At 68.0% G+C, this 20606-nt stretch carries 23 protein-coding genes; 16 read left to right on the top strand and 7 right to left on the bottom strand.

The annotated features are described in order from the left end of the window. Window positions 1–2 precede the first annotated feature (2 nt). Entirely contained in the window at window positions 3–476 is a 474-nt protein-coding gene (locus ACLBWJ_RS11880) for a SixA phosphatase family protein (RefSeq protein WP_274178563.1), read from the bottom strand. A 4-nt stretch (window positions 477–480) separates the two neighbouring features. After that, window positions 481–1761 carry a DUF445 domain-containing protein gene (locus ACLBWJ_RS11875; protein ID WP_274178562.1) on the bottom strand — a complete coding sequence of 427 codons (1281 nt, stop codon included), beginning with the start codon at window positions 1759–1761 and terminating at the stop codon, window positions 481–483. Between the two features lie 59 nt (window positions 1762–1820). On the opposite strand from ACLBWJ_RS11875, the gene ACLBWJ_RS11870 reads away from it, so the two are divergent. Continuing rightward, on the top strand, window positions 1821–2093 hold the full coding sequence (locus ACLBWJ_RS11870) for a metal-sensitive transcriptional regulator (RefSeq protein ID WP_023954607.1): 273 nt from the start codon (window positions 1821–1823) through the stop codon (window positions 2091–2093). A gap of 110 nt (window positions 2094–2203) precedes the next feature. Here the strand turns inward: ACLBWJ_RS11870 and ACLBWJ_RS11865 are convergent, their stop codons facing one another. Further along, entirely contained in the window at window positions 2204–3373 is a 1170-nt protein-coding gene (locus ACLBWJ_RS11865) for an acyl-CoA dehydrogenase family protein (protein ID WP_447660365.1), read from the bottom strand. A 46-nt stretch (window positions 3374–3419) separates the two neighbouring features. Between ACLBWJ_RS11865 and ACLBWJ_RS11860 the strand changes: the two genes are divergently transcribed. Beyond that, the gene (locus ACLBWJ_RS11860) at window positions 3420–3827 is read left to right on the top strand and encodes a pilus assembly protein CpaE (RefSeq protein ID WP_112617009.1); all 408 of its coding nucleotides are present in this window, start codon (window positions 3420–3422) and stop codon (window positions 3825–3827) included. A gap of 24 nt (window positions 3828–3851) precedes the next feature. Here ACLBWJ_RS11860 and ACLBWJ_RS11855 read toward each other — a convergent pair whose 3' ends face one another. Continuing rightward, window positions 3852–5057, bottom strand: a complete 1206-nt coding sequence (locus ACLBWJ_RS11855; protein WP_447660364.1) for an MFS transporter — start codon at window positions 5055–5057, stop codon at window positions 3852–3854. A gap of 383 nt (window positions 5058–5440) precedes the next feature. Here ACLBWJ_RS11855 and nrdH point away from each other — a divergent pair, with 383 nt between their 5' ends. From nrdH to ACLBWJ_RS11830, 5 genes are all read left to right on the top strand, one after another. Then, window positions 5441–5674, top strand: a complete 234-nt coding sequence (gene nrdH, locus ACLBWJ_RS11850; RefSeq protein WP_023954603.1) for a glutaredoxin-like protein NrdH — start codon at window positions 5441–5443, stop codon at window positions 5672–5674. Window positions 5675–5677: 3 nt separating this feature from the next. Then, the gene (gene nrdI / locus ACLBWJ_RS11845) at window positions 5678–6127 is read left to right on the top strand and encodes a class Ib ribonucleoside-diphosphate reductase assembly flavoprotein NrdI (protein WP_023954602.1); all 450 of its coding nucleotides are present in this window, start codon (window positions 5678–5680) and stop codon (window positions 6125–6127) included. Then, window positions 6097–8265, top strand: coding sequence for a class 1b ribonucleoside-diphosphate reductase subunit alpha (gene nrdE / locus ACLBWJ_RS11840; protein WP_023954601.1), 2169 nt, complete (start codon window positions 6097–6099; stop codon window positions 8263–8265). Before nrdI ends, nrdE begins: the two co-directional genes overlap by 31 nt. A gap of 35 nt (window positions 8266–8300) precedes the next feature. Next, window positions 8301–9278: a class 1b ribonucleoside-diphosphate reductase subunit beta gene (nrdF, locus tag ACLBWJ_RS11835; protein ID WP_094259728.1), complete on the top strand. Its 978-nt coding sequence runs from the start codon at window positions 8301–8303 to the stop codon at window positions 9276–9278. Between the two features lie 337 nt (window positions 9279–9615). Then, entirely contained in the window at window positions 9616–10785 is a 1170-nt protein-coding gene (locus tag ACLBWJ_RS11830; RefSeq protein ID WP_323985862.1) for an RtcB family protein, read from the top strand. 137 nt (window positions 10786–10922) lie between these two features. Here ACLBWJ_RS11830 and ACLBWJ_RS11825 read toward each other — a convergent pair whose 3' ends face one another. The 3 genes from ACLBWJ_RS11825 to ACLBWJ_RS11815 form a co-directional block, all read right to left on the bottom strand. Further along, window positions 10923–12230 (bottom strand): MFS transporter, encoded by a 1308-nt coding sequence (locus ACLBWJ_RS11825; RefSeq protein WP_323987754.1) that lies wholly within the window; start codon window positions 12228–12230, stop codon window positions 10923–10925. Window positions 12231–12274: 44 nt separating this feature from the next. Next, the gene (locus ACLBWJ_RS11820) at window positions 12275–12703 is read right to left on the bottom strand and encodes a MarR family winged helix-turn-helix transcriptional regulator (RefSeq protein WP_274178558.1); all 429 of its coding nucleotides are present in this window, start codon (window positions 12701–12703) and stop codon (window positions 12275–12277) included. A 114-nt stretch (window positions 12704–12817) separates the two neighbouring features. Further along, on the bottom strand, window positions 12818–13033 hold the full coding sequence (locus ACLBWJ_RS11815; RefSeq protein ID WP_282501071.1) for a hypothetical protein: 216 nt from the start codon (window positions 13031–13033) through the stop codon (window positions 12818–12820). 39 nt (window positions 13034–13072) lie between these two features. On the opposite strand from ACLBWJ_RS11815, the gene ACLBWJ_RS11810 reads away from it, so the two are divergent. From ACLBWJ_RS11810 to ACLBWJ_RS11770, 9 genes are all read left to right on the top strand, one after another. Further along, window positions 13073–13498, top strand: coding sequence for a MarR family winged helix-turn-helix transcriptional regulator (locus ACLBWJ_RS11810; RefSeq protein WP_112617533.1), 426 nt, complete (start codon window positions 13073–13075; stop codon window positions 13496–13498). A gap of 22 nt (window positions 13499–13520) precedes the next feature. After that, the gene (locus ACLBWJ_RS11805) at window positions 13521–13982 is read left to right on the top strand and encodes a DUF3817 domain-containing protein (protein WP_112617002.1); all 462 of its coding nucleotides are present in this window, start codon (window positions 13521–13523) and stop codon (window positions 13980–13982) included. A gap of 9 nt (window positions 13983–13991) precedes the next feature. Next, a complete protein-coding gene (locus ACLBWJ_RS11800; protein ID WP_282501070.1) occupies window positions 13992–14402 on the top strand; it encodes a DoxX family protein in 411 nt (136 codons plus the stop codon). A 57-nt stretch (window positions 14403–14459) separates the two neighbouring features. Then, on the top strand, window positions 14460–15224 hold the full coding sequence (locus ACLBWJ_RS11795) for a DUF1684 domain-containing protein (protein ID WP_282501069.1): 765 nt from the start codon (window positions 14460–14462) through the stop codon (window positions 15222–15224). A 78-nt stretch (window positions 15225–15302) separates the two neighbouring features. Further along, complete coding sequence (locus ACLBWJ_RS11790) at window positions 15303–16817, top strand: ABC transporter substrate-binding protein (protein WP_447660363.1); 1515 nt, start codon at window positions 15303–15305, stop codon at window positions 16815–16817. After that, window positions 16814–17800 (top strand): ABC transporter permease, encoded by a 987-nt coding sequence (locus ACLBWJ_RS11785; protein ID WP_447660663.1) that lies wholly within the window; start codon window positions 16814–16816, stop codon window positions 17798–17800. The genes ACLBWJ_RS11790 and ACLBWJ_RS11785 overlap by 4 nt, the downstream gene beginning before the upstream one ends. Continuing rightward, window positions 17797–18672 carry an ABC transporter permease gene (locus ACLBWJ_RS11780; protein WP_114588264.1) on the top strand — a complete coding sequence of 292 codons (876 nt, stop codon included), beginning with the start codon at window positions 17797–17799 and terminating at the stop codon, window positions 18670–18672. The genes ACLBWJ_RS11785 and ACLBWJ_RS11780 overlap by 4 nt, the downstream gene beginning before the upstream one ends. Beyond that, window positions 18669–19484 carry an ATP-binding cassette domain-containing protein gene (locus tag ACLBWJ_RS11775; RefSeq protein WP_274178554.1) on the top strand — a complete coding sequence of 272 codons (816 nt, stop codon included), beginning with the start codon at window positions 18669–18671 and terminating at the stop codon, window positions 19482–19484. Before ACLBWJ_RS11780 ends, ACLBWJ_RS11775 begins: the two co-directional genes overlap by 4 nt. After that, window positions 19481–20260, top strand: coding sequence for an ABC transporter ATP-binding protein (locus ACLBWJ_RS11770; RefSeq protein ID WP_447660362.1), 780 nt, complete (start codon window positions 19481–19483; stop codon window positions 20258–20260). Before ACLBWJ_RS11775 ends, ACLBWJ_RS11770 begins: the two co-directional genes overlap by 4 nt. The last annotated feature ends 346 nt before the right edge of the window (window positions 20261–20606 follow it).

Raw genomic sequence — 20606 nt, 5'->3', positions numbered from 1 at the left:
GCTCAGCCCTTCGGGCTGTCGAAGGTCCATTCGTCGGGATCGGTCGCGGTCGCGACATCCCAGTCGTCGGTCCGCCACGTGAAAGTGGCCACCGCGCACGTCGGCATCCCGCCGATGCCGCCGTTCGACAAGCGCTCGGCGAGCACCGTCATCCCCGGGTCATGCGCCACCACGAGCACCGACCGCGCACCGGTGCCGCTCGCCGCGTCGAGGAGCACGCGCGCCGAGGCGCCGTAGAGCTCGTCGCGCAGTTCGGGTTCGAGCCCGAGCACGGCACCGAAGGCCGCCGCCGTCGTGCGAGCGCGAAGCGCGGTCGAGGCGAGGATGCGCTCGACCTCGACGCCCGTGCTCGCCAGCCGCTCAGCCATCGCGGGGGCGTCGCGCATGCCGCGGTCGTTCAGCGGACGGTCGTGGTCGTCGAGTGAGGGCGAGCCCCAGTCGCTCTTGGCATGCCGCGCGAGGATGAGCGTCGTCATGGAATCATCCTCCCGCGCCGAAGACCGCGTGGGCGATCGTGTAGATGACGAGTCCGGCGAGCGATCCCACGATCGTGCCGTTGAGTCGGATGTACTGCAGGTCGCGGCCGACCATGAGCTCGATCTTCTCTGTCGTCTCCTGAGCGTCCCAGCGCTCGACCGTCTCGGTGATCACCGAGGCGATGTCGGCCCGATGCCGGGCCACGAGCGTCGCGGCGGCGTCGATGACGCGCGCGTCGATCCGCTGCTGCAGTGCCGTCTCGGTCGACAGGCGTTCGCCGACCTCGGTGAGCGCGGCAGCGATGCGACGGCGGAGCGGGCTCTCGGCGTCGCCGAGCGAGCGGACGAGACCGGCCTTCGCCGTGCCCCACGCCTCGGCGGCCAGGGCGCGAACGCGAGGACTGTCGAAGACCGCCGCCTTGGCGGCCTCGAGCCGCGCCGCCGTCTCGGTCTCGCCCTGCAGATCGCCGGCGAGGCGTGCGAGGTAGCCGTCGATGGCCTTCCGTGCCGGGTGCTCGGGGTCGTTTCGCACGGCTGCGACGAACGTCAGCGCCTCGCGGTAGACAGTGTCGTCGACGAGACGGGTCGCCACCGACGGCAGCCACGACGGCAGGCGACGGGAGACGAGCCCGGTGAACACCGAGCGGTTGGCGACGAGCCAGGTCTCGATGTTGTCGATGGCGAGATCGACGGCTCCGTGGTGGGCGCCGGCGCCCACGACGCGCTCGAGCCATCCGCCGATCGAGGGCCCCCAGGAGGGGGCCAGCAGGTGCTCGCGCGCCAGATCTTCGAGCAGGTCCTGCACCTCGTCGTCGCTCAGCGCCGTCAGGATGCCGGATGCCGCCGCCGATGCCTCGGCCGAGACGCGCTCCGCGTTCTCGGGACGCCGCAACCACGCGCCGAGCCGCGTCGCGATGCCCATCGATTCGAGCTTGCCGCGGATGACGCCCGCTTCGAGGAAGTTCGTCTCGACGAACTCGCCGAGGGTGTGGCCGATCTCGTCCTTGCGCCTCGGGATGATCGCCGTGTGCGGGATGGGCAGGCCGAGCGGATGCCGGAACAGCGCCGTGACGGCGAACCAGTCGGCGAGGGCTCCGACCATGCCACCCTCCGCGGCGGCGCGGACATAGCCGAAGGCGGGGACGGTCTGCTGCAGGGGGAAGGAGATCGCGAAGACGATCGCCATGAAGATCAGCGCGCCGAGGGCGACGGCCTTCATCCGCCGCAGCCCCTGGCGTCGAGCCTGGTCGGCGGGGGAGAGCAGGGAGGTCGGCGTGCGTGCCATCCGGTCATCCTCCCACGGGGCTTCGCCGAGCGGGGCCGGTCTCGGCGTATCCTGACCGCGTGATCGACGACATCCAGAAGCGAGCCCTGCGCCGCACGAGCATCCTCGAAGGCCAGGTCCGCGGGCTCGCCCGGATGATCGAGAACGAGGACTACTGCATGGACATCATCGCCCAGTCACGGGCCATCCAGAAGGCACTCGCCTCGCTCGACAAGCTCCTCATCGAGAACCACCTCCGCACCCACGTGACCCACATGTTCGAGAACGGCGGCGCCGATCGCGAGCAGGCCGTCGCCGAGCTCCTCAAGGCCTATGACCTCGAGACCCGCTGACCGCATCCGTCCCTCCGCCTACCGTCGAGTCGCCAGGAATTGCGGATCCGGTGGCCCCGGCATCCGCGGTTTGTGGCGAGTCGACCGGCCCGGGCCGAGCGGGCAACCGGTCAGGGGGTGAGAGGGCCGAGCCAGGCGGCGGCGACGGTGCTGTGGGCGGACTCCGGATCCGAAGGGTGGAACATCCCTGCTACGACGTCACGGTAGAGGCGACCGAGCTCGGAGCGGGAGAAGTACGACGACCCGCCCGCCACCAGCATCGCCTCGTCGACGACGGCCTTCGCCGAGGTGACGGCGCGGTGCTTCAGCCCGCTGAGCTTCGCGAACCAGAGGCCGCCGTGATCGGCCCGCTCGTCGATGTCGCGCGCGATCGCCTCGAGCTGCGGCAGCATCCCGTCGTACGTGAGCGCCATCTCGGCGATGCGCCAGCGGATGTCGGGATCCTGGCTGTACGCCAGCCCCGTCTTCTTCGAGGTGCGCGACTGGGCGGCGACGACGGCGACGTCGAGAGCGCGTCGGGCGATGCCGGTGTACGCCGACGCGAGCAGCAGCTCGAAGACCGAGAAGATGCCGAAGACGAGCGGATCCGGGTTCGGGCCGGGGGAGAGGCGGCGCACGACGCGGTTCGGTGATGCGAGGGCGCCGTGCAACTCGGTCGTGCGCGACTGCGTCCCCCGCATGCCGACGGTGTCCCAGTCGTCGCGCGTGCGCACCGCGTCGGTGCGGTCGACGAAGGCGAACACCATCTTCGGCGCGTCCTCGCTCGTCGTGTCGAGGCCGTGCAGCCCGAGGTGGTCCCACACCGGAGCGAGCGAGGTGAAGATCTTCGTGCCCGTGAAGGCGTACCCGCCGTCGGACTGCGGCTCGGCCACGGTGTCGCTGCCGAACAGGACGAGGTCGTTGCCCGCCTCGCTGATGCCGAACGCGAACACCTCGCCCGCAGCGGCGCCCTCCTGCACGAAGCGCAGGGCGTCGTCACCGCGGTCGGACAGCACCTTGGCAACACCCGTCCACACGAGGTGCATGTTGATCGCGAGCGCTGTCGCGGGCGCGGCACCGGCCAGCCGCTGCTGCAGAACGGATGCCTGCGCGAGCGACAAGCCCGCGCCGCCGAGCTCTTCCGGAACGAGGATGCCGAGGTAGCCGGCTTCTCGCAGCTCGGCGAGATCCTCGTCGGGGAAGATGTTGTCCGCGTCGACGCCCGCGGCTCGCTCGCGGATCCGTTCGATGAGGCTGTCGGGAAGGTATCGGGCCGGGTCGAAGTCGCTCACGGCATCCATTCTGCTCCCGCCCTCCTCACCCGGTCGCCTGGTGCAGGATGGGGGCATGATCTCGACCGACGCCGCGCTCGCCCTGCGCGAGGCCGGGCTCGTCTGGCGCCCGGCATCTGGAGACCGCTTCCAGCTCAACGAGCCGGAGTTCGAGGCCGACGTCTTCACCGTCAGCGAGATGACGATCGAGCCGCGGCGCTATCCGACCGGGACGATCCTCGCGTTCAACGGCACGACGGAGTGGGCGCTCGACTCCGTCGCGCTCGACGAGGCGCTTTGGCTTCCCCGTGAGGACCAGCTGCGTGAGATGCTCCGCGGCGGCTTCCGGAGTCTGCGCCGGCTCGCGGACACTCACCGCGTGGAGATCGAGTTCGCCGGCGAGGAGCTGGCGTTCGAGCATCCGCAGCCCGAGGATGCCTACGCGGCGGCCGTCCTCGCGATGCTGCAGCGCGTCAACGACTGAGCGATCGTCCGCGCGGAACCAGCCTCACGTAATCGTGTGGACCGGTGCGGTGTCGGGAATGGGCGACGCGTCGCGCCCGCGGAGGTCGGGGAACCACTGCACGCACGTCACCGCGACGACGAGGCCGACGACGGCGAACAGGGTAGCGGCCACATATGCGCCCTGCGGGCCCACGCCGTCGATGAGGAAACCGGCGATGGCGGAACCCGCCGCGGCTCCGATGAGCTGCCCGGTGCCGATCCAGCCGTAGGCTTCGGCCGTCTCGCTGAACTTCACGCTCGCCGAGGTGATGGCGAACATGACCGCGAGCGCCGGCGCGATGCCGATGCCGGCGACCAGCAGCGAGCCGCCGAGCCACCAGGCGTTGAGCGAGAAGATGGTCGCCGCCAGCCCGACGGTGACGATGAGGAAGCGGCGAGCCATGGCCCACCGTCCGATCGGGATGTGGCCGAACGACAGGCCGCCGGCCAGGCTGCCGGCGGCGAAGACCGCGAGGACGAGGCCGGACTCGAGTCCGCCGTGACCGAACGACGCGACGACGCCCGCTTCGACCGCGGAGCACGCGCCGATGAGGAGGAAGCCGGTCGCGGTCGCGAGCATGACCGGCGGCTTGAGCAGCACGCGGCCCAGGCTGCGCCGGCTGCGCGGGATGCGGACGCGTCCGAGCTCGGGTGAAGAGATGAACCATGCGCCGCCGCCGATGAGGATGACGACGACGAGCAGGAGCCCCGGCACCGTGCCGGCCTGCAGCGCGACGAAGGTGATGAGCACCGGCGCGATGATCCAGATGATCTCCTGCAGCGATGCGTCGAGGGAGAAGAGGGGGGTGAGCTGCCGCGACGTCACCATCTTCGGGTAGATCGTGCGCACGGCCGACTGCACCGGCGGGGTCGACAGGCCCGCGATGAGACCGAGCGCCATGTAGACCCAGAGCGGCACGTCGAGCACCGCGAGCAGAGCGATCGACGCGGCGCACACGGCGAGCGTCAGCGTCAGCACCCGCCGCATGCCCCAGACGCCCATCCATCGACTCGTCACCGGACCTGCGATCGCCTGTCCGACTGAGGTCGCCGCCAGGACCAGACCGGCCGACCCGTAGGATCCGGTCACGTGCTCGATGTGGAGCAGGATGGCGAGGCTCGTCATCCCGCTCGGAAAGCGAGCGGTCAACTGTGCGGCGATGATGCGCGCGACACCCGGTGCGCGCAGCAGTTCTCTGTATCCCGCCACCCCTCAACGGTAGCGATTCCGAAGCCCGGTCGGCGACGCCCGGACGGCTGCCGCGGCGACACGCCCGCGACACGCCGATGCGACGAGATCCGCCCGAATCGGATGTCGGTGGGTCGGTCTAGCGTCCGACCTGTGGACAGACTCGTGCGGCGTCGCCCGGAAGCGCGGAATCACGCGTCGAACCGGGCTTCGATCGAGTCGCTGATCTGTGGATGAAACGGTGGACAAGATGTGTTGTACCTGGGGAGAGCGGTGCAAAACTACAGACTTGTAACTACTACCCCTTGTGGTGCCCCCCGATGTCGGCACCCATATGTAGTATTGAGGCTCCGGCAGGTTCTCAGCCGGAGATGCGTAAGAAGCGAAGGGAAACCACACTCGACATGGCGATCACGGTCTACACCAAGCCCTCCTGCGTGCAGTGCAACGCGACGTACCGTGCGCTGGACTCGAAGGGCATCGAATACGACGTCCTCGACCTCTCCGAGGACCCGGCGGCGCTCGAGCGCGTCAAGTCGCTCGGCTACCTGCAGGCCCCCGTCGTCATCACCGACGAGGACCACTGGTCGGGCTTCCGTCCCGACAAGATCGACGAGCTGGCCGCTCGCTTCGCCTGAGCCATGAGCACGGCGGTCGCGACGCGGGCGCCTCTGCTCGTGTACTTCTCGAGCGTCTCCGGCAACACCGCGCGATTCATCGACAAGCTGGGATTGCCGGCGCTCCGCATCCCCCTTCACTCCTCACCGACGCCCCTCGTCATGACCGAGCCCTTCGTGCTCGTCACCCCCACCTACGGCGGGGGACAGGGTCGCGGTGAGGAGAAGGGTGCGGTGCCCAAGCAGGTCGTTCGCTTCTTGAACGACGTGCGCAACCGCACCCTCCTCCGGGGAGTCATCTCCACCGGCAACACGAATTTCGGCGAGTCGTACTGCCTCGCCGGCGACATCATCAGTCGCAAGTGCTCCGTGCCGCACTTGGACAAGGTGGAACTGTTCGGCACGCCCGAAGACGTCGAGCGCGTGAGCGCAGGATTGGAACGATGGTGGAATCAGCACTGGAAACAGCCTTGACCGATAACGGCTTCAAGGTCGACGCACGCTTCGACGGGCTCGACTACCACGCCCTCAACGCGATGCTCAACCTCTACGGCGCGGACGGCAAGATCCAGTTCGACGCCGACAAGCGTGCGGCCCGGGAGTACTTCCTCCAGCACGTCAACCAGAACACGGTCTTCTTCCACTCCCTCAAGGAGCGTCTCGACTACCTCGTCGAGAAGGAGTACTACGAGCCCAAGGTCATCGAGAAGTACTCGCTCGAGTTCATCCAGAAGCTCAACGACTTCGCCTACGGCAAGAAGTTCCGCTTCGAGACCTTCCTCGGCGCGTTCAAGTACTACACGAGCTACACGCTGAAGACCTTCGACGGCAAGCGCTACCTCGAGCGCTTCGAGGACCGCGTCGTCATGACCGCCCTCGGCCTCGCCGACGGTGACGAGAACCTCGCGATGCAGCTCGTCGACGAGATCATCTCGGGTCGTTTCCAGCCCGCCACCCCGACGTTCCTCAACACGGGCAAGGCCCAGCGCGGCGAGCTCGTGTCGTGCTTCCTGCTCCGCATCGAAGACAACATGGAGTCGATCGCCCGCGGCATCAACTCCGCCCTGCAGCTCTCCAAGCGCGGCGGCGGCGTGGCCCTGCTGCTGTCGAACATCCGCGAGGCCGGCGCTCCGATCAAGCAGATCGAGAACCAGTCGTCGGGCATCATCCCCGTCATGAAGCTGCTCGAAGACAGCTTCAGCTACGCCAACCAGCTCGGTGCGCGTCAGGGAGCCGGCGCGGTGTACCTGTCGGCGCACCACCCCGACATCCTCAAGTTCCTCGACACCAAGCGCGAGAACGCCGACGAGAAGATCCGCATCAAGACGCTGTCGCTGGGTGTCGTCATCCCCGACATCACCTTCGAACTCGCCAAGAACGGCGAGGACATGTACCTGTTCTCGCCCTACGATGTCGAGAAGGTCTACGGCGTTCCGTTCGGCGACATCTCGGTCACCGAGAAGTACCGCGAGATGGTCGACGACGCGCGCATCAAGAAGACGAAGATCAACGCTCGTGAGTTCTTCCAGACCCTCGCCGAGATCCAGTTCGAGTCGGGCTACCCGTACATCATGTTCGAGGACACGGTGAACAAGGCCAACCCGATCAAGGGTCGGATCAACATGTCGAACCTGTGCTCGGAGATCCTCCAGGTCAACACGCCGACGACGTACAACGAGGACCTCTCGTACGCCCAGATCGGCAAGGACATCTCCTGCAACCTCGGGTCGATGAACATCGCGCTCGCGATGGACGGCAAGGACCTCGCCCAAACCGTCGAGACCAGCATCCGCGCCCTCACCGCGGTCAGCGATCAGAGCCACATCGCCTCGGTCCGCTCGATCGAGGACGGCAACGACCGTTCGCACGCGATCGGTCTCGGTCAGATGAACCTGCACGGCTACCTGGCGCGCGAGCACGTCCACTACGGCTCGGAAGAGGGCCTGGACTTCACGAACATCTACTTCTACACGGTGCTGTTCCACGCGCTGCGGGCCTCGAACAAGATCGCGATCGAGCGCGGCACGTACTTCGAGGGCTTCCCCGACTCGACCTACGCGTCGGGCGAGTTCTTCGACAAGTACATCGAGCAGGAGTGGGCGCCCCAGACCGACAAGGTGAAGGGTCTGTTCGACGGCATCCACATCCCGACGCAGGACGACTGGCGCGAGCTGAAGGCATCCATCCAGCAGCACGGCATCTACAACCAGAACCTGCAGGCGGTGCCCCCGACCGGCTCGATCTCGTACATCAACAACTCGACGTCGTCGATCCACCCGATCGCGTCGAAGATCGAGATCCGCAAGGAAGGCAAGCTCGGCCGCGTCTACTACCCGGCGCCGTTCATGACGAACGACAACCTCGAGTACTACGAGGACGCGTACGAGATCGGCTACGAGAAGGTCATCGACACCTACGCCGCCGCGACCCAGCACGTCGACCAGGGTCTGTCGCTCACGCTGTTCTTCAAGGACACCGCGACCACGCGCGACATCAATAAGGCCCAGATCTACGCCTGGCGCAAGGGCATCAAGACGATCTACTACATCCGCCTGCGGCAGATGGCGCTCGAGGGCACCGACATGTCCGAGTGCGTCAGCTGCATGCTGTGACGGATGCCGGAACCCGAACCAGGAACTGAAGCGACATGACTCCCGAACCGCTCAAGCTCGTCGACCACGTGCAGGCGATCAACTGGAACCGCATCCAGGACGATAAAGACCTCGAAGTCTGGAACCGTCTGGTGAACAACTTCTGGCTGCCCGAGAAGGTGCCGCTGTCGAACGACATCCAGTCGTGGAACACGCTGACGCCCGATGAGCAGACGCTCACCATGCGCGTGTTCACGGGGCTGACGCTCCTCGACACGATCCAGGGCACCGTCGGCGCCGTCTCGCTCATCCCCGATGCGATCACGCCGCACGAGGAGGCCGTCTACACGAACATCGCGTTCATGGAGTCGGTGCACGCGAAGAGCTACTCGTCGATCTTCTCGACGCTCGCCTCGACCCCCGAGATCGACGACGCGTTCCGCTGGTCGGTCGAGAACCCGAACCTTCAGAAGAAGGCCTCGATCGTCATGGACTACTACCGTGGCGACGAGCCGCTCAAGCGCAAGGTCGCCTCGACCCTGCTCGAGTCGTTTCTCTTCTACTCGGGGTTCTACCTGCCCCTGCACTGGTCGGCGAAGGCGAAGCTGACGAACACCGCCGACATTATCCGCCTCATCATCCGTGACGAGGCCGTGCACGGCTACTACATCGGCTACAAGTTCCAGAAGGGCTACGAGCAGCTCACGCAGGCCGAGCGCGACGAGATCAAGGACTACACGTTCTCGCTGCTCTACGAGCTCTACGACAACGAGGTGCAGTACACGCAGGACCTCTACGACGCCGTCGGGCTGACCGAAGACGTCAAGAAGTTCCTGCACTACAACGCCAACAAGGCGCTGATGAACCTCGGCTTCGAGGCGATGTTCCCCGCCACGGTCACCAACGTGAACCCGGCGATCCTCTCGGCCCTGTCGCCGAACGCCGACGAGAATCATGACTTCTTCTCGGGGTCGGGCTCGTCGTACGTCATCGGCAAGGCCGAGGCCACCGAAGACGAGGACTGGGACTTCTGAGCCGACTCGCGCACGAAAGCGGCGCGTGTGACGGGAGCGCTCCGGCGATTCCCGGCGCACGCGCCGCTTTTTCGTTGACGCCGCGCCGCGCCCACGCATAGGGTTGCGACGCCGCGCGAATCCGCACGGCATCACCGGAGGAACGACATGACCACGCGCAACGAGCGCCTGATCGCAGCGGACCTGGGCCAGTTCCAGCTCCGCAATGAGTCGTACCCTCCGGTGCGAGACGTCTGACCCGCCACTGTCAGAACGCCCCGCACCGCACAGGTCCGGGGCGTTCGTGTGTTCCTCTCCATGCGCCCGTTCCCGGACCGTCATCACAAGGAAAGGAACCATGGAGAAGCTCTCGAACAGGCTGCTGTCGTGGGCGAGCATCATCGACGAGAAGACCCTCGATCAGGCTCGCACCGCGTCTGGCATGCCGTTCATCCACCCGCATCTGGCGCTCATGCCGGATGCGCACCTCGGCAAGGGGGCGACCGTCGGATCGGTCATCCCGACGCTCGGGGCGATCATGCCGGCTGCCGTCGGCGTCGACATCGGATGCGGCATGATCGCCGTCCGCACGCAGTTCACGAAGTCGCAGCTGCTCGGCCGCGACCTGGGGGCGCTGCGTGAGCAGATCGAGCGGGCGATCCCGCTGTCGGCCGGTCGCGACAACCGCAGAATCGTCGCGACCGCTGAGCCGCGCGTCGCCGAGCTGGAGGAGCTCGCCGAGAAGAACGAGTTCGACCCCGCCCGCTATGCCGGGCACTGGCGCAACCAGCTCGGGTCGCTCGGCTCGGGCAACCACTTCATCGAGGTGTCGGTCGACGAGACCGACGCGGTGTGGATGTTCCTGCACTCCGGCTCGCGAGGAGTGGGCAACAAAATCGCGACGCACCACATCGGGGTCGCGCAGCGGCTAGCGAAACAGTGGTGGATCGACCTTCCCGACCCCGACCTGGCGTACCTCGTCGAGGGCACGGAGGAGTTCCGGCGCTACATCCGCGAGCTCCGGTGGGCGCAGCGCTTCGCGCTCCTGAACCGCGAGGAGATGATGGACCGCGTCGCCCGTCAGCTGTCCGAGACGATGGGCGCCGATGTCGAGGAGCTCGAGCGCATCAACTGCCACCACAACTTCACCGAGAGCGAGAAGCACTTCGGCAAGCAGGTGTGGGTGTCGCGCAAGGGCGCGATCCAGGCGGATGCCGGCCGGCCCGGCCTCATCCCGGGATCCATGGGCACGGCGTCGTACGTCGTCTCGGGGCTCGGCAACCCGCTGTCACTGAACTCGTCCCCGCACGGGGCGGGGCGGGAGTACTCGCGGTCGGCCGCGCGCCGGACCTTCACGCACGACCAGTTGCGTGCGGCGATGGCGGGGATCGAGTTCCGCGACACGGATGCCTTCATCGACGAGATCCCGCAGGCCTACAAGCCGATCAATCGCGTCATGGCGGATGCCGCCGACCTCGTGGAGGTGCGGCACACACTGCGTCAGCTGGTCAACGTGAAGGGCGACTGACCCTCGTCGTGACGGATGGGAGGGGCGGATTCTGCGGCATCCGCCCCTCCCTACCCGCGGTACCGGAGCAGACCTGCACAAAGGAGGTGGCCCAGGGGGAAATCACCCTCCGTTGTGCGGATCTCCTCCGGAAGCGGTCAGGCGTCGCCCTGGCCGATATCGGCGGCCTCGGCGAGCGCGGTCTCGTGCGGGCGGCCGAGGTGGCTGAGGGTCCGGCCGGCGAAGGCGAGGATCGCGATCGCGACGATGAGCGCGGCGACACCGAGCCAGTAGGGCGCACTCGGGGTGATCGCGGCGGCGAGGGGGCCGGCCACGGCGGGAGCGATCGCGCCGCCGATGAAGCGCACGCCCGAGTAGGTGCCGCTCGCGACGTTCCGGGGGAGGTCGGTGGCTTCCATGACAGCCTCGGTCAGCGCGGTGTTCAGCACGCCGAGGAACAGACCGGCCACGATGACGGTGACGATCAGCACGGTGGCGCTGTCGATGCCGATCGCGAGGACGGCCTCGGCGACGGCCAGCAGCCCGAGCATCGTGAAGAGAACGGGCCGCAGGCCGAGCCGCCGGGTCAGCACGGGAGCTGCGAGCACTGACGTCAGTGCGACGGCGAGCCCCCAGCCGAAGAAGACGAGTCCGAGCTCGTGGGCTCCGAACGTCATCCCGGCCTGCGCCGCGGCGGACTCGATGGGATACGGGCTATAGGCCAGCAGCACGAAGAACGCGACGTTGTAGAAGAACGCCGTCAGCGACAGCGTCAGCAGGGCCGGGTTGCGCAGCGCGCGGAACGACGCGAGAAGCGACACCTTCGCCGGCGCGGCGGCACCGGCCGCCCGCGCGGGGGAGCGGAACACGACGAGGATCGCGAGCAACGCGATGGCCATGAGTGCGGCGGTGCCGAAGAAGGGACCGCGCCACGACAGGTCGCCGAGCGCGCCGCCGAGGAGTGGTCCGACCGCCAGGCCGATGCCGAGGGATGCCTCGTACAGCACGATCGCCTGACGGCTTCCGCCGCTCGCGGCTCCGACGATCGCGGCCAACGCCGTCGCGATGAAGAGCGCGTTGCCGATTCCCCAGCCGGCGCGGAAGCCGATGATCTCGACCACGCCGCCAGAGAGTCCTGCCGCCGCGGCGAACACGACGATCAGGGCGAGCCCGAGCAGCAGGGTCTTCTTCACCCCGAGCCTCGACGACACCCAGCTGGCGAAGAGCATCACGATGCCCGTGATGAAGAGGTAGCTGGTGAACAGCAGCATCGTCTCGGACGGCGTGGCATCCAGCTCGCGGCTGATCGCCGGGAGGATCGGGTCGACCAGGCCGATGCCCATGAACGAGACGGTGCAGGCGAAGGCGATCGCCCATACCGCGACGGGCTGTCGCCAGATCGACGCCTTCGCGGTCTCGGCTGTCGCCTTCGTCTGATCGCCGGTCGCGGGCCGTTCTGTATGCATCGCGCTGGTCACGCGCACCTTCCTCTCTTCGGCGTCTGTGGTGGTCATTGCAGTTCCGGCTCCTCGAGCAGCCCTGCAAGGAGCTCGGCAGCGCGCGCAAGGGTGGATCGGTCGGCGGCGCTGAGCCTCGCCCAAGCCGGCCCGGTCACCTCGAGCGCCTGCGAGCGGAACGCCTCGAACTGGCGCCGCCCCTCCGCGGTGATCGACACGAGCGAGGCCCGGCCGTCCTCGGGGTCGGCTGCGCGCTCGACGAGCCCCTCCGCTTCCATCCGACGCACCAGCGTCGTCATGGTGGGCTGGCTGACGCGTTGCCACTCGGCCAGGTCGCTCACCCGCGTGGGGCCGAGCTCGTCGAGGGCGGCGAGCGCACGCCACGTTCCCGCGGCGGCGGCGACCTCGACCCGGCGGGCCACAGCACGGTTGAACCGGCTCGACGCCGACATCAGGAGGATGGGGGAGTCGGAGAACTGCATAGCTCAACTATACAACATGCATAGAGGAGCTATCTAAAAGGCTCGACCCCCGAAAATGACGAAGCCCCCGGCATCCTCCTCGCGAGAGAGGATGCCGGGGGCATTCGCGTGGCGTCAGCGGCCGCCGTTGATCAGCCCGAGCCATTGACCGAACGGCTTCTCGCCGCGGATGTCGGTGTGTTGCTCGTTCTGCTCTTCGTTCGTGATCATGGTGACCTCCCCGCTTCTTCCGTGGAACTCATCATGAACATCGGCTCGCGTCGGCGCGCGGTCCTTGACGAACGACGCTCGGCGCGTTAGGCGCGCGACACAGCTTTTCTCGGTCGCCATCACCGCATGAGAGAGCCCGCGCCTCCTACAATCGTGACCGTGTCGGAAACTCCTGCCCTCACGCGCGAGCCGCGCTTCAGCCCGGTCATCGCGCTCATCGCCGTCTCGGCGTCGTGGGAAGGCCGGCTCTCCGCAGCCCTGCGCGACCTCGGCCTGTCCACCCGCAAGTTCGGCCTGCTCGGGCACATCGGGTCAGAGCCCGGAATCTCGTTCTCCGAGCTCGCCCGCCGGTCGCACATCACGGTGCAGTCCGCGCACACCGCGGTGCGCACCCTCGTCGACGAGGGGCTCGTCGCCGATGCGACCGCGCACGCCGGCTCGGCATCCGATCTGCGCATCACAGCGAAAGGCATCGCAGTCATGGAGCAGGCCCACCAACGGCTGCTCGAGCTCGACGCGACGCTCAGCGACAACATGCCGGGGCTGGCCTCGTCGATGGACGGCATCCGCGCAGGAATCGTCTGAGTCGGCTGGATAGGGTTCGAGGGTGTTCCGAACCCCGCTGACCGCATTCCGTTCGCTCGCGATCGCCGAGGCATTCTCGTGGACGCTGCTCATCCTGGGCCTCATCCTCCGGTCCGCCTTCGACCTTCCGATCGCCGTGACGATCGGCGGGGGCATCCATGGCTTCGTGTTCCTCTGCTACGGCGCGACCGCGGTCCTCGTCGCGTGGAACAACCGGTGGTCGCTCGTCCCGACGATCTGCGCCGTCGCCGCCGCCGTGGTCCCGTACGCGACCGTGCCGACGGAGATCGTGCTGCGTCGTCGCGGGCTCCTCGAGGGGGAGTGGCGCACCGAGGCGACCGACGACCCGCGCGACCAGCGGGCAGTCGACCGATTCCTCCGGTGGTTCGTCCGCCGTCCGGCGGTGCTCGCCGTGATCCTCGCGGTCGGCATCATCGCGGCGTACGTCGTGCTGCTGGTGATCGGACCTCCCGGACGGGCGTAACGTGATCGAATGCTGCGCATCGTTGCCCGCTTCGCCCTTGCCGCTCTGCTGATCGTCGCGGGAGCCGCGCATCTGACCGTGCTCCGGCGGGGGTATCGCATCGCGGTGCCCGACTGGGCGACGCGGCTGCTGCACACCGACAAGGACATGTTCGTCGTCGCCAGCGGCGCGGTCGAGATCATGCTCGGCACCGGGCTCATCGCGCTGCCGCGCGAGCGCCGACGCATCGCCGCCGCGATCGCCGCCTTCTTCGTCGCGGTGCTCCCGGGCAACATCCACCAATGGCGCACCGGAGCCGCGGCTCCCGGCCTCGACACCGACGCGCGGCGATTCGGCCGCCTCTTCCTCCAGCCGGTGCTCGTCGCCTGGGCGCTGTGGGTGGGCGGCCCCGCGCGCGACACGTCAGCGTCGTCGCGCTGACGACGCAATACGCGGACACGGAATTTCTCGGGACGGCCCCGCGTTTGGTTGCCTGTCATGGTGAGCACATCCGCATCCGCAGCAGCATCCGTCTCTTCGGCTGAGTCCGACTACCGAGCCTGGGCGGCCTACCGCCGGGAATCGGTCTCAGCTCCGCAAGGGTCCCTCGCCCTCGTGCTCACGCACTGGTCGGCTCCGGGCGAGCCCGCCGTCGACGACGAGACGGCGCGTGCGGGGCATCCGGTCGACGCGCTGCTCACCCGACTGCAGCGAACCGACATCGAGACCGGTCTTCCCCAGGAGGGCTACCGCATCTGGCGGCAGGACTCGCCCGCCAACGAAGCGTTCGAAGACATCGAGCGCTGGGAGTACGACCCGGCCTGGGTGATCGAGGGCCGCTTCGAGCTCGTCGACGAAGACCGCGTGGTCCCCTTCGAGCACATCAAGGACGGCGGCGCGACGCGCGGCCTCCCGGTCTCGGGCGACCTGGTCTTCGAGATCGACGGCACCGAGTACCGGCTCGCCGCGTTCGACACCAACTACGGCGGTCCCAAGCTGCACCTCGTCTTCGGCGACCAGACCAACGGGGCCGAGTCCTACGGCGCCGGTCGCTTCCTCTTCCTCGACCACCCCGGCGCGACCGGCGACCTGGCCCCCGGCGACAGCACGCCGGTCACGGTCGACTTCAACCGGGCCGTCGTTCCGCCGTGCGGCTTCTCGAACCAGATGAACTGCCCCCTCCCGCCGCTGCAGAACCGCCTGCCCTTCCCGGTCCGTGCCGGGGAGAAGAAGGTCCGGTTCGCCGGCGACTTCTCGCTCTGACCTTTCTCCCGCACCACTCGAAACGGCGAGCGCCCGCACCTCGCTCCGCCGCCCCCTCCACACAGCAAAGGAACACCCGTGACTTCACGCGGCTTCTCCCGGATCGTCGCCGCCACCGCGGCAGCGACGGCCGGTCTTCTCGTCCTGGCCGGATGCTCCGGATCCACCGAGCCGGCCGGTTCGGCCGGCGCGAGCGACCCGAATGCCGAGATCGTCGTCGGATCGCAGAACGAGCCGACCAACCTCGACCAGATCTTCGGCGGCTCATCCGGGGTCACCGAGGTCTTCACGGGGAACGTGTACGAGGGTCTGTTCCGGATCACCGATGACGCGCAGGTCGAGCCCCTTCTGGCAGCCGAGACGACGGTGTCGCCAGACGGGCTGGTGTACACCTTCACCCTCGAGGACGCGACCTTCCACTCGGGTAAGGAGCTCACCGCGGATGACGTGAAGTACAGCCTCGAGCGCTTCGTGGGCGACGAGTCGATCGCGGCGCGCAAGCGCCAGCTGAGCGTCATCGACACCGTCACGGCGGTCGACGACAAGACCGTCGAGGTGACCCTCTCGCAGCCCTCGATCAGCTTCACCTACAACCTGGGCTACGTCTGGATCGTCAACGAGGATGCCGGCGACCTGACGGCGACTGCCGACGGCACCGGTCCCTACGAGCTCGGTGACTACCGCAAGGGCGACTCGATCACCCTCGATGTCAACGACGCGTACTGGGGCGACGCGCCGAAGAACGGCGGAGTCGTCTACCAGTACTACGCCGACCCGACGGCCCTGAACAACGCTCTGACGACCGGGGCGGTCGACCTCGTCACGAGCCAGTCGAACCCCGACAGCATCGCCGAGTTCGAGGCCGCCGGCTTCCAGGTCATCGAGGGCACCTCGACGACGAAGGAGCTGCTGGCGTTCAACGACCGGATCGCTCCGTTCAACGACGCGCGCGTGCGCAAGGCGATCTACTCGGCTATCGATCGCGAGAAGCTGCTCGATGCGATCTGGGACGGCCGCGGCGAACTCATCGGCTCGATGGTGCCGCCCTCCGAGCCCTGGTACCTCGACCTCGCGGACAACAACCCCTACGACCCGGCGCTGTCGGAGAAGCTCCTCGCCGAGGCCGGTCAGCCGGGAGGGTTCACGTTCACCGTCGACACCCCCGACTCGGGCGTGCACTCGACGGTGGCCGAGTTCCTGAAGTCGGAGCTCGCGAAGGTCGGAATCACGCTGAACATCAACATCATCACCGACGACGAGTGGTACCAGAAGGTCTACACCGAGAAGAACTTCGAGGCCACGCTGCAGGGCCACGTCAACGACCGCGACATCAACTTCTACGGCAACCCCGACTTCTACTGGGGGTACGACAACACCGATGTGCAGACGTGGCTCGCGGACTCCGAGGCGGCCGCATCCGTCGACGAGCAGACCGAGCTGATCAAGAAGGCGAACCAGCAGATCTCGGATGACGCGGCCAGTGTGTGGCTCTACCTCAACCCGCAGCTGCGCATCGCGGCCGAGGGCGTGTCGGGCGTGCCCAAGAATGGACTGAACTCGTTGTTCTACGTCTCCGACATCACGAAGGCCTGATCTCCATCACCCGGTATCTGATTCGACGGACAGGATTGCTGCTGCTGGCCTTCGCGCTGGCGGTGGTGATCCTGTTCGTCGTGCTGCGCGTTCTCGGCAACCCGGTTTTCGCCCTCATCTCGGTGGGGGCGACGGACGCCGAGATCGCGGCCGCCGCCGCCCGGCTCGGCGTCGATCGGCCGATCCCGGAGCAGTTCCTGGCCTACCTCGGCCAACTCGCGAGCTTCGACCTGGGGCGATCGTTCACGAACAACCTGCCGGTGGGCGACGAGATCCTCCGTCGGCTGAACGTCACGCTGCCCCTGACGCTCATCGCGTTCGTCCTGTCGGTGCTGATCGCGGTGCCGGTGGGGTTCATCGCGGCGTGGAAGGCACGCACCTGGTACGGGACCGCCTTCTCGGCCGTGTCGCAGCTCGGCGGAGCGATCCCGGTCTTCTGGGTCGGCATCCTGCTCGTCGCGGTGTTCGCGCTTAACTGGCGATTGCTGCCGGCGGGCGGCTTCCCGCGGCGCGACTGGGAGGACCCCGGCGCCGCGCTCGTCTCGCTCACGCTCCCGGTGCTCACGATCGCGCTCGTGGCGGGCAGCGATCTCGCGCGGTACGTCCGCAGCGCGACGCTCGACGTGCTCGGCCAGCAGTATCTGCGCGCGGCTCGGGCCACGGGGCAGAGCTTCGCCACGGCGATCTGGCGTCACGGCGTGCGCAACGCCGTCGTCCCGTTGATCTCGATCCTCGCGATCCAGCTGTCGACGACTTTCGTCGGCGCCGTCATCATCGAGCGGGTCTTTGCGCTCCCCGGTCTCGGCGACATGCTGCTGGTCGGCATCAAGGAGCAGGACTTCCCGAGCGTCCAGGGGGTGCTGCTCTTCTCGACCGCCCTCGTGCTGCTGCTCGGCTTCGCGGCCGACATCACGCAGCGCATCATCGACCCGCGACTGCGCGACACGATCTCGGGCAATCGCAGAGCGAAGGCGGCGGCATGACAGCGACGACCCTTCCGGACTCGGGTGCCGTCAGGGCGCCCGGGCGCGGGCGCCCGCGACGCCGGCGCTCGGTGAACCTCGCCGTCGGCGGCATCCTGTTCGGTGCCATCGCGGTGATCGGCCTGATCTCGCTGCTGTGGACCCCGTTCACCTTCGACGACACCAGCGGCGGCCGGCTGCAGCCGCCGTCCGCCGAGCACTGGGCCGGAACCGACCGCCTCGGGCGCGACCTCTTCACGCAACTCATGATCGGGGCGCGGCTCGCGCTGACCGTCGGATTCGGGTCGGTGCTGATCGCGGCCATCGTCGGCATCGGGCTCGGTCTGCTCGCGGCTGTGGCCCGGCGGTGGGTCGATGATGCGCTCACGAGCCTGCTCGACATCGCGATCGCCTTTCCGACCCTGCTGCTGGCGATGCTGATCGTCGCCTGGCGCGGGGCATCGGTCGACTCGGCGATCCTCGCGATCGGTCTCGCCGGCTCGGCGGTGATCGCCCGGCTCACCCGCATCGCCGCGACACGCGTCCTCGCGATGGACTACGTCACCGCCGCTCGAACCTCGGGCACGAGCAGGCTCGGCATCGTGTTCCGACACGTGCTGCGGAACGTCTGGCCGACCCTCATCGTGCCGCTCGCCCTGCAGTTCGGCGGCGCGGTCGGCGCGGAGGCGTCGCTGTCGTACCTCGGGCTCGGCTCCCCGCCGCCCAACGCATCGTGGGGCCGGATGCTCGAGGAGGCGCAGAGCACGGTGCTCGTCGCACCGACGGCGGCGATCCTCCCCGGCGTCCTGCTGGTCGCCTTCATCATCGGCGCGAACCTGCTGGCCGACGGCCTGCGCGACATCGCCGATCCGACCACGAGGAGCATCGGATGACCGCCGCGCTGACCGCATCCGGTCTCGGCGTCCGGATCGGCGACGACCGCACGCTCGTGCACGGCGTCGACGTGACGCTCGAGCCCGGCGAACGTCTGGGCATCATCGGCGAGTCCGGCTCGGGCAAGTCGCTGACCGCGCTGGCGATGCTCGGTCTGCTCGCGTTTCCGCTGACGCCGTTCGGTTCGGCGACGATCGCGACCCCCGACGGCCGGGTCGAGGTTGTCGGAACCGCCTCGCGCCGCCTCGACCGGGTGCGCGGCCGGACGATCTCGGCGGTCTTCCAGGAGCCGCTCGCCTCGCTCGATCCGCTCATGCGTGTCGGCAGACAGCTGGCGTGGCCGCTCGCCAAGCACCGCGGCCTGAGCGGTGACGGGCTGCGTCGCGGCGTGCTCGATGCGCTCGCGGACGTGCAGCTGCCCGACCCCGAGCGCATCGCGCGATCGTTCATCCATGAGATCTCCGGCGGCCAGCGACAGCGCGTCGCGATCGCGCTCGCCCTGGCCGCCGGGCCGAGCATCCTCATCGCCGACGAGCCGACGACCGCGCTCGACGTGACGGTCCAGGCAGGCATCCTCGATCTGCTCCAGCGCGAGGTGAGCGAGCGAGGGATGACGCTGCTGTTCATCAGCCACGACCTGCCGGTCGTCTCGCGTATCGCCGACCGCGTCCTCGTCATGCGTGATGGGCGTCAGGTCGAGCTCGGCGACACGGCGCAACTGCTCCGGTCTCCCCAGCACGAGTACACCGCGCAACTGGTCGCCGCCTCGCGCGCTCTCGACGACTTCCTGCCGGCGAAGGGAACCCGATGACGGCCGACGGTCGCGCGACACTCGCGCTCGAGCATGTCGACTTCGCCTACGGTCGCAGCGCGAATGTGCTCCACGACGTATCGCTCTCGCTCGCTTCCGGCGAGACCGTCGGGCTCGTGGGGGAGTCGGGCGCGGGGAAGACGTCGGTACTCCGGCTGCTGCTGGGCCTGGCGACGCCGACATCGGGGCGCGCGCTCTTCGAGGGCGCGCCGCTTCGCGGCGCGGACCGTGCACAGATGCGTTCGCTGCGCCGAGCGGTGCAGCCGGTCTACCAGGACCCGTTCTCGTCGCTCGACCCGCGGATGACGGTGGGGCAGTCGATCGCCGAACCGCTGCGGTCCCTCCGCATCACCCGCGACCGATCGCAGCTCGACGCCCGGGTCGCCGAGCTCCTCACGGCGGTCGACCTCGACGCGGATGCCGCGGGCCGCTACCCGGACGCGTTCTCCGGAGGACAGCGCCAGCGGATCGCCATCGCTCGCGCCCTCGCGCCGCGGCCCCGACTGCTGCTGGCGGATGAGCCCGTGAGTGCTCTCGACACGTCTGTGCGCATGCATGTCATTCAGCTGTTCCAGCGGCTCGCGGCAGAGCAGGGCATCGGAATGCTGCTGGTCTCGCACGACCTGACGATCGTGTCGGCGCTGTGCGAGCGGATGACGGTGCTCCGCGCCGGTCGCGTCGTGGAGGAGGGCCCGACGTCGCGGCTGCTCACTTCGCCGGCGAACGAGTACACCGCGCAGCTCGTCGACGCCGTGCCCCGTCTTCCCGCGGAATGACGCGGATCTGCGGACGCGACACGCCCGGGATGTCGCGTCGCTTTGCCACGATGCCAGGAGCCGCGTAACTTATTACTTGTTCGCCCCACAGGGAAGAGCGAGAGGGCCGGAAGGTCCCGCCTCCCTCAAGCGGAGAACAACCCGAAACAGACGCTTCCGGGCGTCGCAGGTCCAAGACCTGCCACAGGGTCCCCATCACACCCCCACAGCTGACTCGGTCTCCGAGTCTCGTTCTGGAACAGGTCGTCGGTGGGGTATGGTTGTGAAGTTGCCCTCTGGGCTGGCTGTGAGGTCAGTTGGGGGAGCGTCCGATCCTTGAGAACTCAACAGCGTGCACTTGTCAAAT

It is taken from the genome of Microbacterium sp. M4A5_1d, assembly GCF_053345465.1.
The sequence above is the reverse complement of the archived record's forward strand: the minus strand, read 5'-3'. Positions and strand labels throughout refer to the sequence as shown.